This window comes from Halomonas sp. BM-2019 (genome assembly GCF_017584085.1).
Genome location: NZ_CP071922.1, coordinates 1,972,046 through 1,987,786, shown reverse-complemented (window position 1 = coordinate 1,987,786; position 15,741 = coordinate 1,972,046). Strand labels below are relative to the sequence as shown.

12 protein-coding genes and 1 pseudogene are annotated in these 15,741 nt (G+C 64.3%); 11 read left to right on the top strand and 2 right to left on the bottom strand.

Annotation, left to right across the window (positions count from 1 at the left end; translation table 11 throughout):
* Window positions 1–495: 495 nt before the first annotated feature.
* Entirely contained in the window at window positions 496–1,392 is an 897-nt protein-coding gene (locus J5F18_RS09955; protein ID WP_346302079.1) for an NAD(P)-dependent oxidoreductase, read from the top strand.
* Window positions 1,393–1,581: 189 nt separating this feature from the next.
* Here J5F18_RS09955 and J5F18_RS09950 read toward each other — a convergent pair whose 3' ends face one another.
* The gene (locus tag J5F18_RS09950; RefSeq protein WP_346302078.1) at window positions 1,582–2,583 is read right to left on the bottom strand and encodes a lipid A deacylase LpxR family protein; all 1,002 of its coding nucleotides are present in this window, start codon (window positions 2,581–2,583) and stop codon (window positions 1,582–1,584) included.
* Between the two features lie 349 nt (window positions 2,584–2,932).
* Between J5F18_RS09950 and J5F18_RS09945 the strand changes: the two genes are divergently transcribed.
* The 4 genes and pseudogenes from J5F18_RS09945 to J5F18_RS09930 all read left to right on the top strand — a co-directional run.
* Window positions 2,933–3,706 (top strand): hypothetical protein, encoded by a 774-nt coding sequence (locus J5F18_RS09945; protein ID WP_346302077.1) that lies wholly within the window; start codon window positions 2,933–2,935, stop codon window positions 3,704–3,706.
* A 102-nt stretch (window positions 3,707–3,808) separates the two neighbouring features.
* Window positions 3,809–4,600, top strand: a complete 792-nt coding sequence (locus J5F18_RS09940; RefSeq protein ID WP_346302076.1) for a hypothetical protein — start codon at window positions 3,809–3,811, stop codon at window positions 4,598–4,600.
* 50 nt (window positions 4,601–4,650) lie between these two features.
* Window positions 4,651–5,940, top strand: a complete 1,290-nt coding sequence (locus J5F18_RS09935) for a hypothetical protein (protein ID WP_346302075.1) — start codon at window positions 4,651–4,653, stop codon at window positions 5,938–5,940.
* Window positions 5,941–5,966: 26 nt separating this feature from the next.
* A pseudogene (locus tag J5F18_RS09930) lies at window positions 5,967–6,137 on the top strand (IS1380 family transposase); the annotation flags it as partial.
* A gap of 167 nt (window positions 6,138–6,304) precedes the next feature.
* Here J5F18_RS09930 and J5F18_RS09925 read toward each other — a convergent pair.
* Window positions 6,305–6,442, bottom strand: coding sequence for a hypothetical protein (locus J5F18_RS09925; protein ID WP_346302074.1), 138 nt, complete (start codon window positions 6,440–6,442; stop codon window positions 6,305–6,307).
* Window positions 6,443–6,697: 255 nt separating this feature from the next.
* Between J5F18_RS09925 and J5F18_RS09920 the strand changes: the two genes are divergently transcribed.
* The 6 genes from J5F18_RS09920 to J5F18_RS09895 all read left to right on the top strand — a co-directional run bounded on the left by J5F18_RS09920 (window position 6,698) and on the right by J5F18_RS09895 (window position 15,695).
* Window positions 6,698–7,543, top strand: coding sequence for a MoxR family ATPase (locus J5F18_RS09920; protein ID WP_346302073.1), 846 nt, complete (start codon window positions 6,698–6,700; stop codon window positions 7,541–7,543).
* Window positions 7,544–7,546: 3 nt separating this feature from the next.
* Window positions 7,547–8,725 (top strand): VWA domain-containing protein, encoded by a 1,179-nt coding sequence (locus J5F18_RS09915; protein WP_346302072.1) that lies wholly within the window; start codon window positions 7,547–7,549, stop codon window positions 8,723–8,725.
* Window positions 8,726–8,977: 252 nt separating this feature from the next.
* Complete coding sequence (locus J5F18_RS09910) at window positions 8,978–10,108, top strand: TIR domain-containing protein (protein ID WP_346302071.1); 1,131 nt, start codon at window positions 8,978–8,980, stop codon at window positions 10,106–10,108.
* The gene (locus tag J5F18_RS09905; RefSeq protein WP_346302070.1) at window positions 10,105–12,321 is read left to right on the top strand and encodes a hypothetical protein; all 2,217 of its coding nucleotides are present in this window, start codon (window positions 10,105–10,107) and stop codon (window positions 12,319–12,321) included. The genes J5F18_RS09910 and J5F18_RS09905 overlap by 4 nt, the downstream gene beginning before the upstream one ends.
* Window positions 12,322–12,357: 36 nt before the next feature.
* Window positions 12,358–13,167, top strand: a complete 810-nt coding sequence (locus J5F18_RS09900) for an N-acetylmuramoyl-L-alanine amidase (RefSeq protein ID WP_346302069.1) — start codon at window positions 12,358–12,360, stop codon at window positions 13,165–13,167.
* 5 nt (window positions 13,168–13,172) lie between these two features.
* Window positions 13,173–15,695, top strand: a complete 2,523-nt coding sequence (locus tag J5F18_RS09895; protein WP_346302068.1) for a patatin-like phospholipase family protein — start codon at window positions 13,173–13,175, stop codon at window positions 15,693–15,695.
* Window positions 15,696–15,741 lie beyond the last annotated feature (46 nt).

The following is a 15,741-nucleotide window of genomic DNA, read 5'->3' as shown; positions in this document are numbered from 1 at the left end:
GTCGAGTGGAACATCTGTAGAAGGACTAAGCGGAGTTCACACGCAACGACAAAGCGCGGAAACGTGCGTAATCGCAAGGAACGTAACCGTGAAAGCGGCCTCATAGGTAAGCTCCGACGCCCGCAAGGCATGCGCCTCTCAGGCGCGCGGTCGGAAGGTAGGACCCGCAAGGGCTGCATCCCTTCGGCCGACAAATCCTGTTCACGGCATCTGCGGCAGGCGGGTGGTCTGGCGGGCGATTATGCTTGTCATCCGACAAACGGCCACCCGCGCGCTCCCTTGCGTTTGCGTGGAGTTTCCGCGGGATGTTGATGCGAGGGGTCACGATGCGAAAGCTGACCAGGGAAAACGCACGACAAACCGCTCTACGACGGGGCTTGTAGGGCAATCTCCGCCTGCCGTGAAACGCTAATGCATTTTTTTGGCTGCCTATGCGGCCGTTCACGCCGGGGCACACGCATGCCGGGGCTCTAACCTGCCACTGGAGAGTTCATCGTGACCCACCCCCGCCTCGGCTTCATCGGCATCGGCCTGATGGGCCACCCCATGACCCGCCGCCTGCTCGAGGCTGGCTTCGACGTGACCGTCTGGAACCGCAGCCCGGCCAAGGCCGAGGCGCTCGGCGGGGCCGGCGTCCGGGTGGCCGGTTCCATCGGCGAGCTGGTGGAGAGCGTGGAAGTGGTGATGCTCTGCCTGGCCAATACCGCGGTGGTGGAAGGGGTGGTCTTCGGCGACGGCGGCGTCGCCGAGTTCGGCCGGCCGGGCCAGCGGCTGATCGACTTCTCCAGCAGCGACCCCGTGGCCACCCGCGACTTTGCCGCCCGGCTCGAGGCGCAGTGCGGCATGACCTGGATCGACTGCCCGGTCTCCGGCGGGGTAGCCGGCGCCGAGGCGGGCAGCCTGGTGATGATGGCCGGCGGCGAAGCGGCGCAACTCGACGCCATCCGTCCGCTGCTGGCGCCGCTCGCGGCGCGGGTCACCCATATGGGGCCGGTGGGCGCCGGCCAGGTCACCAAGGTGTGCAACCAGATGGTCGTCGGCTGCCAGGCGGCGGTACTCGCCGAGATGGTGGCGCTGGCCGAGGCCAGCGGCGTGGAGGCCGGCCGTCTCAGCGAGGCCCTGGCCGGCGGCTTTGCGGATTCGAAGCCCTTCCAGATCCTCACCCCGCGCATGGCGGCAAGCGATTTCGCCGACCCGCCCTGGCACCTGCGCACCCTGCTCAAGGATCTCGACATGGCGGTGGCCCAGAGCCAGCGGGCCGGCAGCGCCACCCCCATGAGCGGGCTCGCCGCCCAGCTGATGCGCGCCCACGCCGCCCGCGGCCACGCCGAGCACGACCCGGCGATCCTGGTGGAGGCCTATCGGCCCGGGCCGGCGCTACCGGGCGAGTGAGACGAGAGGCCGGCCTGCTACCCATAGCCCGAATATTGCACCAAGTTGCTCGCGTCCTCACTTGCCCCTTGATCCCACAGGCTTTTCTCCCTCACTCGACCGTACACCCCAGTACGGCGCTCGATCGGGATAAAGCCTGTGAAACCAATTGGCTACGCGATCATCACGGCACCTGGTGCAATATCCGGGCTAGGGCGAAAACCACCTCGACAGGCTGATCGTGCCGAAGCGATGATGCCCTTCCTGCCCCTTGAACTCGTCGCTGCGCCAGGCCTGGCTGTAGGCGAGCTGCCAGCGGCCCCGGCTCAGGGCGAACCCCGTCAGGACATCACCGACCCACGGCTTGCGCGCAACGGAGTGGCTGCTCGTGAAGGTGTTGCCGTCCAGCAGCAGGTTGTGGGCCATGTAGCGCCCCTCCAGGCTCAGGAACAGGTGCCAGCCGAAGCCCTGCCCACGCTGGAAGGTGACCCGGCCGCCCGACGTTGGCGCCATCACCGGAATGCCGGCACTACGCGCCAGGTTGTTGCCGAAGCGCACGCCCACTCCGGCGGCAGCGTAAGTGTAGAGGTTACCCAAGGCCAGGCCCGCCACGGGGCCAAGTTCAAGCCGCTGACGCCCCAGAGGCCAGGCCCGGGTCCAGGCGCTGCGGTAGGCCAGATTGAGCACGGGCTCGTGATCGAGCTGGTGCTCCCAACCGCTCGGCACATTGACACCGAGCAGGCGATGAAACTCGCGCTGCAGGCTCTCCGCCCCCGAGGCCGGGCCCACCACCCCCACATCCAGGCTCAGGCTTCGCACTTGGCGAAAAGCCACATGGCGCCGCTCGGAAAAGAGCGAGACACCCCCCAGGGCCACTCCGGCGTAGGGGCGGTCGTCGGCGACCAGCCGGGAATCGTGGATATCGGCGGGGGTATAGATCTGGTGGCTGGCGCGGTAGGCCACGCCTGCGAGGTCGTCGGCCGCCCAGGCCGGCAGGGCCTCGACCAGGCGCCGCGACCAGTGCAGCGGGCCCGGCTGGAAGGCCCAGCTCAGTTCCAGGCCGTTGGTGTAGTGGCCATCCTCGCCCCCCACATAGGCGTCATTGTCGGACTTCACCGTCAGCAGGCCACCGGCCATCCCCTCGGCGGAGAGGCCAGCCAGGAGCAGCAGGCGTGCCATTCCGAACCGGCGAACCGCACGCAGCAGGGACATCACGGCGAATCTCCCAGCGCCACAGGATGCGCAGTGGACGAACAGCCGCCGCAACAGAGCTTACCGCGATCACCATCCTACCGACTCCGCTGCGCTCACTCATCCACTCTAGTTTAGCGGCTTGGCAACGCCCCTCGCCTTTCCCATGGCGCTCGGGCTGGGAGGGCCGCCCTTTCCCGCAGGGCCTTCGTCACCTGCCCAAAGTACCGGCTGTTCGGCGCAAACACGCCAGAGAAACGGGTCAGGTTGACCCGAGAATTCGGCACCCAGTCAACCACTCTACTATATTGATGATAGTGAGTGATCTTACTCCAAGGGTGCAGTGTGATGAAAGCTTGGAGGAGTGGGCATGGGCTCGCCGGAAGGGGATATCCCTCAAAAGTCGGATAGCGTGGATACCCGGCTTGCCTGGTTGGAGAACGAGATCACGGAGCTGAAACCCTCTCTGGCGCAGCGCATGGAACGGCTGGAAAAGGAGCTTCCCCAAAAAAAGAGTGCAGGAGAACTGTTGCTTGATCTACTTAGCCAGGTTGCTGTGCCCATCATCTCGGGGCTCGTCGTCCTTATTATCGGGTACGCCATCAAGGACTCGGTGGACCAGGCCTTGGCGCGACAGCAGCTACAGCTGGCTTATGCCAGTGAGATGCAGCCTCTCATCGAGCAGATGAGCAAGCCCGGCGCCAGCCTGGCGGAGATCGAGTCGGCTGCGCTTATGCTGGCCACCTTCGGAGACCATGCCGCCGTGCCACTCGTCAACCAGCTTCAGCATGAAGGCTCGCTGCGGGCCTTGGGGGCGGAGACAGGCCTCAGGGCCATGGCGTTGGGCGAGCCTGCTGTGGCTTGCCTGGTTCTGGAGCGCATGATCAATAACCGAACCCGCCTTTACGGTTGGGAGACCCACCTGCGGGCCATTCGCCTCCTGGGGGATCTGCACTGTGAGAGTGCCATGGAAAGCCTTCAAGCGTATCAGCAGCTGTTGGTTGGAGTGGACAACGAGGCATTATTGACTCGCTATCGCGCCATTCTTCGTCGGGATTCGGCACCGAATCGAGACAGCATTGCCCAGATCAGCGAAACCCTGCAACGTTCACGAGAAGTTCTGGAAACCTCTCCAATGCCTTGAGTACACAGGAAGCCCCACCCTATGGCAGGCAGCGTCTTCATTCATAGGCATTCATCTGGTTACCGATTGCATCCGGGACCTTGTAACTGGACCATTGCCGCGATGATGGTCATCTTCGCCGTGCTGTTACCGCCGCGCTGGGCAAACGCCCAGATTGTCGATTGCGGTCGGCCTTCGACTGCCGCCACGCAGTTCACCGTCTACATTGACGAGCCTTACTACGCCAGCGAAGCCTTTGCATCCGATGCCGATCTGGTCACTTTCATGAACCGCTTGTGGTTTCTGCTCGACCAAGAGCGAGACCGGCTCTGGGAAGAGCGCAGCAATATTCCGGTGCGCTTCAAGCTCTGTGATGGGCGCAAGCCCTCCATCGATGGACGAGATTTCGATCAACGCCTCGTGAACTTGCTTTATAATCAGGGTGTCATCGTGGAAATCTGGGGTGTACTGGATGCCCATATTCGCGACGGCCAGGTACACGATCGGCAGGCGCGTATTGGCTATCTGCTCGTACCGGTTCGATTTGCCTTCCTGTCCAGCCAAGACGCACCGCCAAGTATGTATTTCGTCCGTTATCCAGAGGACCCTACCACGCCGGCGCAGGATTTTCTGGAGCTGTTTGCGCAGGCAACCGATATAGACGGTTACGTGGCTATGGGGCTCGGCATCAAGTTTCTGCGTCTTGGCGATTTTGAGCTGGCCCAGAAAAATCTGTGCAAGGGCAGCTTGCTGCTGGAGCAGGTCCGCTTGCAGGCTCAAGGGGGGTTACGTCGCCAGCTCCATGAACTCACGAGCTTCGCTAAGGACGCCGCGGCAATGGCCATCCATTCGGCCGGGGAAGGAAGTCCCCTTGCCTTATTGGACCCGGCCCGTCCATGCCCTTCTGAGGGATAACCATGAGCAGACGCCCACTCCCACGCCGATGGCTGCTTTTGGCCGGTATCATGACCCTGGCCCTTGCCCGTCCAGCCTGGCCTATGGCCCTGGCATCCTGCAGCGAGCCGGTGGTTTTTCCCGGTGCGGCCGTCAATGCGGTGATTCTTCCCTATCGCTATACCGGACCGGACCGCTTCAACCCGCTCAGCCAGACTGGCGAGCAGCTCTCGGGCTTATTACATCTCGAGGTGTTGTTTTCCATGCTTAAATACGGAAGTGTGGGGGCCACGCAACTGATGGGTGAGCCTGGTGGATGTGAACTAACGACGGTCACAGAAAAGGTTCTTGGAATTCGCTCGGCAGATTGGGAAATCCAGCCTGGCAGGGGGGTGGTATTTCTATGGGGAAAGCTCTATGAGGAAGGCTCGGACATCTATGTGCAGAGCTATGCCCGCTTCCTGCGCCGTGATGCCCGGGAAGAGGTGCAGCTAACTATTGACGGCGCTGCCGGCAGTGGCTTTCAGTTCATTGCCCATTTACCACTGGAGAACATTGCATTCGCGCCTCGTCGGTTGAGCCGCAATGACCTGGAACACATCCAGACAGAATTCCAACGCTCGGTGGTAATCCGCCCCAGCCCCGATCTCTCCCAAAGCGGAGAACCCTTACCAATCCACGGCGAAGCTGCTGCCTACTGGGTCACTGATGTTCGCGGCGAATGGATGCACATTGCTTCTCAATTCGATGAGGTTCGCGGCTGGGTGCGGGCCCGACCGGACCCGGCCGATTGGCCCCTGCGCCAGAAGCTGCCAGAGCTTGCCTACCTGGATGGGGTTGCCGGGTTTCTGCGCTACCAGGCCAGTCAAGAAGCAAACGGCGTGAGCCCGTCGCCTGACAGGACCATCGAAAGTATCTCCCGGGCGTTTCAAGTCTACGAAGAGGCGGCACAGGAACGCCACGCTCCCGAGGCAGCGGCTACCTGGCGAGCCATCTTGGGGTTTATGCATCTGGTGACCGCAGTCCAAGAGCCAGAGCGTAGGGAAGCAGCGCGAGAGGCTGAATTCTTGTTGCGCGAGGCTGTGCAGCTGGTTCCGTACAATGGCGATCTCCGTAACCTGGCGTTCCTGGCAAGCTTCTATCTATCATCCAGTCGCCCACCGAGCCCTGATGGAGACCGACTTATCACGGAATTATTGGACGCTCTGGCCGTAGACCCTGAAAACGAGGACGTGCTGACCAATCTGGAACAATTATACGCCTATATGATCACTCAACCCGCGCGAGCACCGTTTTCTACTGCGGAAATCCAGCGACGACTGGATGCCGTTCAGCAGGTAAAGGTCCGTATGCGAGAATAATAAGCATAAGCCCGGCTTATTCATGAACCACCAGTGACGGCGGTGCTTTGCCGCTCCGTGAGGCTCTCGATCGCAGGGGGGTGATCGAGGCACTGGAAGGTCATCTGGTCGATCCCCGTGACCTGCTTCGGGTCCGCCATTCGCTGGCCAGCCAGCTGCGCGCCGTCGTCTTGCAGCGTGCCATAGGGTGGTACGACCGGCCACGGCGTTTCCGTGCGGCACGCCCCAGCGAAGCGCCGCATCTGGCGCTGCTGCTCACCGGTCGGCATCAGTTCGTATTTGAAGGCTTGGAGGTGTTGCATGGCGGCCATCTTACTCGATAAATATACAGCTTTGATAGAATAGGACGCCTACGGCGTCCGCGCTATCCTTCCTCGGCCTTCAGGCCGAGGCTTGCCGCGCGTTTGGTCAGCAGGCCGCCGGCCATCCCCTCGGCGGAGAGGCCAGCCAGGAGCAGCAGGAGTGCCATTCCGAACCGGCGAACCGCACGCAGCAGGGACATCACGGCGAAGCTCCGTAGCCAGCATGTCTTGACGCGCAGTGCACGACCCGCTGCCGCAGGCAGAATAGCCGCGCTCCTGGCAGCACCGGCCCTTGCGCTTACCAAACCGCCTCAGTGTAGCGGCTCGGCGCCACCGCACGCCCCCTCGACTCCCCCTCCCATGGCGCTAACCGCTATCGATTTGTCGCCTCCCCCAACCTTACGTACACTCGTTTGATCTTTTCATCACCTGATTCCGCAAGCGAGGCGTAGCCGATGGCGTTTGACTCCACTTCCACCTATGTGGCCACCGAGGCCCTCAAACAGGCGGTGAATGCCGCCGTGACGCTCCAGCGGCCGCTGCTGGTCAAGGGCGAGCCGGGCACCGGCAAGACCCTGCTGGCCGAGGAGCTGGCGGCATCATTGGGCACGAAGCTGATCACCTGGCACATCAAGTCCAGCACCAAGGCGGCCCAGGGGCTCTACGAGTACGACGCGGTGAGCCGCCTGCGCGACTCCCAGCTGGGGGTCGAGGGCGTGGAGAACGTCGCCAACTACATCAAGCCCGGCAAGCTGTGGGAGGCCTTCACCGCCGACGAGCGGGTGGTGCTGCTGATCGACGAGATCGACAAGGCGGACATCGAATTCCCCAACGACCTGCTCCAGGAGCTGGATCGCATGGAGTTCCATGTCTTCGAGACCGGCGAGACCATCCGCGCGACGCATCGCCCGATCATCGTCATCACCTCCAACAACGAGAAGGAGCTGCCCGACGCCTTCCTGCGCCGCTGCTTCTTCCACTACATCGAGTTTCCCGACCGCGAGACCATGGCCGCCATCGTCGACGTCCACTTCCCCGACATCGCCCCGAAGCTGGTCGGCGAGGCGCTGGAGGTGTTCTTCGAGCTGCGCCAGGCACCGGGGCTCAAGAAGCGCCCCTCCACCTCGGAGCTGGTGGACTGGCTGAAGCTCTTGATGGCCGACGAGCTGGCCCGGGAGGCGCTCTACCAGCGCGACCCGGTCAAGGCGATCCCGCCGCTGGCGGGGGCGCTGGTCAAGAACGAACAGGACACCCAGCTCCTGGAGCGGCTGGCCTTTATGCTGCGGCGTCAAGGTAGGTAAACGATGTTTATCGGCCTGTTCGAGACCCTGAAGCGCGCCGGGGTGCCGGTGTCGCTGCGCGAGCTGCTCGACCTCCACGCGGTGGTGGAGCGCGGCGTGGTGTTCGCCGACATGGAGGCCTTCTACCAGCTGGCACGCACCGTGCTGGTCAAGGACGAGCGCCACTTCGACCGCTTCGATCGCGCCTTCGCCGCCTGGTTCGAGGGGTTCGAGAGCCTCGACGCCGCCATCGAGGCGCTGATCCCGGACGACTGGCTGCGCCGGGAGTTCGAGAAGCAGCTCTCCGCTGAGGAGAAGGCCAAGATCGAGTCCCTGGGCGGGCTCGAGAAGCTTATCGAGACCTTCAAGCAGCGCCTGGAGGAGCAGCAGGAGCGCCACGCCGGCGGCAACAAGTGGATCGGCACCGGCGGCACCAGCCCCTTCGGCGCCCACGGCTACAACCCGGAGGGGATCCGCATCGGCCAGGAGGGCTCGCGCCATCGCCGCGCGGTGAAGGTGTGGGATGAGCGCCGCTTCCGCGACTACGACGACTCCCTGGAGCTCGGCACCCGCAACGTCAAGATGGCGCTGCGCAGGCTCAGGAAGTTCGCCCGCCAGGGGGCCGCGGAGGAGTTCGACGTGGACGCCACCATCCGCGAGACGGCCCGGGACGCGGGCCTGCTCAACGTGCAGATGCGTCCGGAGCGCCACAACGCGGTGAAGGTGCTGCTGCTGCTCGACGTGGGCGGCTCCATGGACGACCACATCCGCACCTGTGAGGAGCTCTTCTCGGCGGCGCGCTCGGAGTTCAAGCACCTGGAGCCCTACTACTTCCACAACTGCCTCTATGAGGGGCTGTGGCGACACAATGCCCGGCGCTTCGACGAGCGCATCCCCACCCTGGACGTGCTGCATACCTACGGCGACGACTACCAGGTGGTGATCGTCGGCGACGCCGCCATGTCACCCTATGAAATTACCCACCCCGGCGGCAGCGTCGAGCACTTCAACGACGAGCCCGGGGCCGTGTGGCTGAAACGCCTGGTCGACAAGTTCCCGCATCTGGCCTGGCTCAACCCCATGCCCCGCCGCGCCTGGGACACCACCCACTCCACCCAGCTGATCCGCCGGCTGATCGACGACCGCATGTACCCCATGACCCTGGCGGGGCTGGAAGAGGCCATGCGCGAGCTGGCGAGATAGGCCCCCCGCCGGTACGTTCGGCAACGCCTTGGCCGAGAGGCGACCGGGTTATTTCCAACTATACTTTGTCCAGGCGACGGCGCTGAAGGCGCCGCCGACCAGGGATGACCATCGTAAAACGGGTGACGAGGGTCAACGCCATATGAACGTTGGCACCTACCGACTCAGGGGTTGGCTCGCGCAGGGGTCGCCGTTGTTCGGCCCGACGAGCGGTCCGGTCGCATCGCCCGATCCGACTGGACGGGCCCCGCCGTGAGCTATGTCGGCCTTCCCTTCACTCACGATCTCTTCGTCAGCTACAGCCACGGCGCCGACGACGGTGGCAATGCGTTTCTCAAGGAGTGGTCGGTGGCCTTCGTCAAGGAACTGGAGCAGGAACTCCGCACCGACCGCAAATACCGCGATGGCCTGAGCGTCTTCCTCGACGAGGATCATCGCCAGCAACGCGGCGTCGACCCGATGGCGCCGCTCACCGACCAACTCCAGCGCGAAATCGGCGCCTCCGCGCTGCTGATGGTGCTGATGTCGCCCGATTACCTGGCCTCCGACTGGTGTGCGAAAGAGCGGGACTGGTGGTGCACGCGGCAAGCCCAGCGGAACCTGCCCGCCGAGGGGCATCTCGCGGTGGTGCGGATCTGGCCGACGGAGCCGCCCTGGCCTCCCGCCCTAACCGATGCGAGTGGCCATCCGCTGGTGGGCTTCCCCTTCTACTCCAGCGATGACATGCCAGTCCGACCGTTCGGCTGGGTGGAGGTGCCGGGCCCCTTCGGCAGCGACTTCCGCAAGGCCCTGCTGGGCATCGTCGGCCGCCTCTATCCCAAGCTCGACGATCTGAAGACCTTGCTGGACGAACGCCTCCGGGCCGAGGACGAGGCAGCGAGGCTCGTACAGACCGGTGGCCAGTCCATCTACCTGCACGGCCGGGCGGATCACGCGCGGGAGTGGGAACGGGCCGGCATCGCCCTCACCGATGACGGCTTTGTCGTCTTACCCGGCGAGCCCGACCCCGTCGAGCATGATCCGCACAGACTGCAGGAAGCACGCGAGCGACGTGTCGAGACGATGAGCGCCTGTGACGCCCTGCTCCTGCTCGGCACCGAGGACGGCCTCGCCCTGGACCTCGATCTCGTGGTCGTCGGCAAGCATGACCGCCAATCCGCCCGTGCCCGCTCCAACCGCCTGCTCCCCTGTGGCCTGCTCGACACCGTGGGCGAGCCGATCGCCACCCCGGTGCGTCGAGCCAACGCACGGAACGTTCAGGCCGACTGGCTCGACGGCACCCGTGACCCCTGGACCCCCGAGGTGCGACGCTGGCTCGGCGAGAAGAGCGCCCTGCTGGAGCCCGCCCTGCTGGAGCCCGCCCTGCTGGAGCCAGAGCCATGAACTCGCCCGACGAGGTCGAGTCGCTCTTCCGGGTCGACCTCCCGGCTCGTCCCTACCCCGGGCTTCGACCGTTCGAGAAGCACGAATGGCCGATCTTCTTCGGGCGCGAGCGCATGACCGATGCCATCGTTGCCCAGCTGATTCGCCAACGCCTGATCGTCGTGCACGGGGATTCCGGCTGCGGCAAGAGTTCGCTCATCCTCGCCGGCGTATTGCCGCGACTCGAGCAGGACAACGCGCGCGGCGGTTGCTGCTGGCGGACCTGTACCCTGACGCCGGGGGAAGCCCCCTTGTGGAACCTTGCTCGGGCCCTCGCCGAGCTGGATGGCAGTCCTGCCGGCGAGGAACGGGTGATCGAGATCCGCCGACTCCTCAACGCCGGTCGCCACGCCCCGGAAGCACTGGCGGAGCGCCTGTGCCATGCCCCCGACACCCATGTCTGCCTGCTGATCGACCAGTTCGAGGAACTGTTCGACCATGCCCGGCGACACGAACCGGACGAGGCGCGCCTGCTGACCGACATCCTGGTCGGCCTGTTCACCGCACCACCCGAGGGACTCTACGCCGTGCTCACCATGCGCTCGGAGTTTCTCGGCGCCTGCGCCCGCTTCCAGGGGTTTGCCGAGACCGTCAACGCCACCCAGTACCTGCTGCCCCGCATGGGTCACGCCGATCTGCTGCGCGCCATCCGCGAGCCGGCGCTGCTCTATGACGGCACGGTCAGCCGCGAACTCGCCGAACGGCTGATCGCCGATTCGGGCGGAGGCCAGGACCAGCTGCCGCTGATCCAGCATGGGCTGATGCTGCTGCACCGCCAGCAATCCACGACACCCGCCTGGCGCCTCGGCCTGGAACACTACCCCCGCGGCCTCGGACTCGCCGGCCTGTTGTCCGAGCATGCCGATGCGGTGATGCACGAGGTGCAGCAGGCGCATCGGCAAGTCGGGGACTCACCCCGCCTCGTCGAGGACCTGTTCCGGGCGCTGACCGACATCAACGCCGAGGGCCAGGCGATCCGCCGACCCCAGACGCTAGCCCGCCTGGTGGCGGTCACCGGGGCCAGGGAAGCCGCCTTGCGAGCCATCATCGACGCCTTCCGCGCCGACGGTGTCTCCTTTCTCCGTCCCTATGGAAACGAACCGATCGCCGCGCAGGAACGGATCGACGTCAGCCACGAGGCCCTGATCCGCTGCTGGCGCAAGATCGCCGAACCCGAAGACGGCTGGTTGATCCGCGAATTCAGAAACGGCCTCGTCTGGCGCGCGCTGCTGGTCCAGGCCGACAGCTTCGAGCGCGATCCCACCAACGTCCTGGCCCCCACGACCACCGACGAGCGCGAGCTCTGGCTGCGCCGCCGCAACCCGGCCTGGGCCGAGCGCTATGGCGGTGGCTGGGAGCGGGTGCAGCGACTCCTCGCCGCCAGCGCCGCGGAACGTGATCGCAAACGCGCCGAGCAGGCTGCAGCAAAACGCAGAGAAACGCGGCTGCGGACCGCCATTGTTGGCTTGGTGTTCACGATTGTTCTTTCCTCCATAAGCGGCTACCTGGGTATCTACGCTTGGCAGCAGTCCGATATTGCGAAAGCCGAACTGGAGGAGGCCCGGATCCAGTTCGCGAATGCAACAGCCGCACGTGCGCGCAGCGAAGAACTGAGGGAGGAAGCCCAGCAAACCGTTGATGCACTACGTAAGGTAGTAGCGGAACTTGAACGTGTCATCGCTGAAGCTGACTTGAATCCGATGCTCGAACTGACACTTCACGGCGCCACTGGCGATCTCTCGGCCCAAGTCTACAACTTGGCTGCTGTCGCCCGGCAACCTGCTGAGCTATCCGAAGAGCCACCACCTCCACCGGCGACGCCGGCCATCGCCCCCCGCGTCTATGTGCATATCGCCGACGAAGATCAACGGGAGCCCGCCCGAGCCTTCCAACGCCAACTCGCGATGACCTCGCTGGACGGTGTCACCGTGATCGTCCCCGGCATCGAACTGGTGAAGGCCGCCCCCCGGCGCAGCGAACTGCGTTGCTTCCGGGCGGCGGAATGCCGGGACGATGGGGAGCAACTGCTCGAGCTCGTCAACGGGCTGCTGATCGCCCCGCAGCTCGTACTGCAGGACCTGAGCGCCCGCTACGGGGCATCCACCAGCATCCGCGATCGTCTCTACGAGATCTGGTTTGCGCCGGGAGAGGAGATCCGGCTGGGCTCCGACTGAGCGGAGCCTGCCACGTCCACCGAGGAGACCGCCGACATGTCCGTGGTACCAAAAAGCTGGATGCCCAAGGCCGCGATGAAACGCATCGTCTGTCACTGGACCGCCGGCACTTACAAGGCTTCGGATCTGGATCGCAAGCGTTACCACATCCTGATCGAGAGCGACGGCAATCTGGTTCAGGGGATTCATTCCATCGCCGACAACGTCTCCACCTCGGATCACCAGTACGCCGCCCATACCCACCTGCTCAACACCGGCTCCATCGGCATCTCGGTCTGCTGCATGGCTGAGGCCCGGGAGCGCCCCTTCGATGCCGGGCGCCGCCCCCGGTCGTCGCCCCGTCCCGAACCTCGGCGCCTGGTCGTCAAGCGCGGCGATACCCTGTTCGCTCTCGCCGCCCGCCATCTGGGCAACGGCAGCCGCTGGTCCGAGCTGCTTCAGGCCGCTGGCACGCCCTTCGACGAGGCCTCCGCTCGCGGCCTGGCACCCGGTGACGTGCTACTGATACCGGCTCGGCCCGGATCGGACTCACCCGATGTGCAGATCACCGGCCGGGCCAACTACGCGTTCTGGTCGCATCGCCTCGGCCTCGATCTGGTGGCGGATCCCGACCTCACCTTCCAGGACCCGAGCATCGCCGCCCGAATCCTGGTCCAGGGCATGCGCGACGGCACCTTCCGAGCGCCCCACAAGCTTGCGCGCCATGTCAATGAGGAGCGGACCGATTTCTACAATGCCCGTGAGGTCATCAACGCCGACAAGGCCCGTGTGGACCGGGGCCATACGCAGGATCGCGGTACCCGGATTGCCAGAATCGCGGAGCGGTATTTGTCAGGAATGGAGTGATCGATATGGATATCAAAGAACAAATCGAACGCATCCTCGAAGGTAAAGAACCGTTCCCGGAGAACAAGGAGCTGGACACCTTGATCGGGAACCTGAAGGGTGAACTGGAATTCGGCCTGGCCAGAAAACTCCTCAACAGCGCTAGGGAATCCAGCAGCGACAACGACTGGATCATCCAGCAATTGGCGCTGTGTACCTACAAGGACGAGGAGTTGCCCCCGGCCATCCGATTCACCGAAGCGCTGGAGCTGCTGGAGAGCATCGGTCTACGCGATCCCGCCATCCGGGACGCCGAGACCCTCGCCTTGGGCGGGGCGATCTACAAGCGCCTTTGGGAACACCGTGGGCAGCTGGAACATCTTCACGAGGCACTGGCCTTCTACCGGGCCGCCCATGAACGCAATCCGCAACAGGATATGGGCTACGGCGGGATCAACGCCGCCTATATCCTCGATCTGCTGTCGGCACGGGGACGCGGCATCGCCGCCCGAACCGGCACCTCCACAAAGTATGCGGAAGACCTCGCCGACCAGGCGAAGCGATTGCGCGAACGGATGGTCGCCGACCTGCCGAAGGCGGCCGAGCAGGATCCATTGCTGCTCTCTCAATACTGGTTCGTGGTGACGCTCGCCGAAATCTACTTCGGCCTCGGCAACTACGAGGAAGCCGCTGAGTGGTTGGCCAGAGCGAAGGCTCTCGAGGCCAGGGAATGGGAGAAACAGACCACCTTTCGCCAGCTGGTCTCCATCGCCCGCCTCCAGGGGCAGCCAACTCCCGCCGAAGGCACCTCGGTATCCGACTGGGCGCCGGCCTGGCAGGCCCTCGCCGCCTTTCTGGGAGAGGCAAAAACCCCGCTGGCGCTCTCCTGCTACCGAGGCAAGGTCGGGCTGGCCCTGTCCGGCGGCGGTTTCCGGGCCTCCTTCTATCACCTCGGCGTGTTGGCCCGACTGGCGGAAATGGACGTGCTGCGCAGCGTGGAAGTGCTCTCCACCGTCTCCGGTGGCAGCATCGTCGGTGCCCACTACTACCTGATGGTGAAGCATGAGCTGGAGACCAAGGCGGACGAGACGATTACCCGGGACACCTACCTCGAGATCGTCCGCGATCAGCAGCGGCAGTTTCTCGCCGGCGTACAGCGCAACCTGCGCACCCGCGCGCTCTCCAGCCTCCCCGCGAATCTCAGGATGATCTTTACCAAAAGTTACACCCGCAGTCACCGCTTGGGCGAGCTGTACGAGGCGCTGCTGTTCTCCCGGGTGAAGGACGATCATCCCAAGGACCAGTCACGTCCACTGGGTGGGCTGCTGATCAAGCCCGCGGGGGATCCCGACAAGGAGCGCTTCAAGCCGAGATTCTCCAACTGGCGTCGACGCGCCAAGGTGCCTGTGTTGTTGCTCAATGCCACGACCCTCAACACCGGCCACAGCTGGCAGTTCACCGCCCGCTGGATGGGAGAACCGCCGGGACTGATCGGTGAGCAAGTCGATGCCAACGAACGTCTGCGCCGGCCGTATTACGAGAATCTTCCCACCGAGGCACTCAAGCGCTATCCCCTGGGCCATGCCGTGGCGGCCTCGGCCTGTGTCCCGGGTCTGTTCGAGCCGCTGACCGTGGATGGCTTGTACGATGACCGCATCATCCGTCTGGTGGATGGCGGTGTCCACGACAACCAAGGCATCTCCGGCCTGCTCTGCGAGGACTGTTCACTGATGCTGTGCAGCGATGCCTCTGGCCAGATGGAGGACCAGCACAACCCCTCGGACAGCCTGATCGGCCCGCCACTGCGCGCCAATGATATCCTGATGAAGCGGGTGCGGGAGATTCAGTACCAGGACCTGCTGAACCGCCTGGACAGCCAGGCCCTGCAGGGCGTGTTCTTCATCCATCTCAAGCAAGAGCTTGGCGTACCACATGTGGACTGGAGAGGCTGCGAGGACCCGACTCCACCGCCTGCCTCCGACGGCAACACCACGGCCTACGGTGTGGACCGGGACATCCAGCGACAGCTCGCCGCCATTCGCACCGACCTGGACAGTTTCACCGAAGTCGAGGCCCACGCCTTGATGCTGGACGGCTATCTGATGGCCGAGCACCAGTTCAAGCAGTTGCAGCGGCAGCATGAAAAGTCCGGACGGCCAGGCACCTGGGGGGACTACGACATCCAAGCACCGCGCGGCGACTGGCCGTTTCTCGCCCTGGAGGCCATCGTCCGGCAACCCCCGGATAGCGCCGATCCCCGTCGTCAGGACCTCGGAAAGCAATTAAAGGAGGCATCGAGGCGCCTGTTCAAGGTCCGGCATCTGGTACCCGGCGTGACCACGGGGGCCTGGATCGCGGCAGCGATCATTGGACTTCTGGGAATGGGAGTCGTATGGGCCTATTGGGATACACCTCTCTACAGCTTGACGGTCGGCGCCTTTATTCTGGTTATCGTGCTCGCGGTCGCTGCGCCCCTGATACTGGGCCCTGAATCCGTGAGGCCGACCCCATTAAGTGCTTCTAACCCACTGACCTGCATGGCAATATAGTGGATATCGCCATTCACCCAGACAGTGCCATGCCCAACGTCAAATT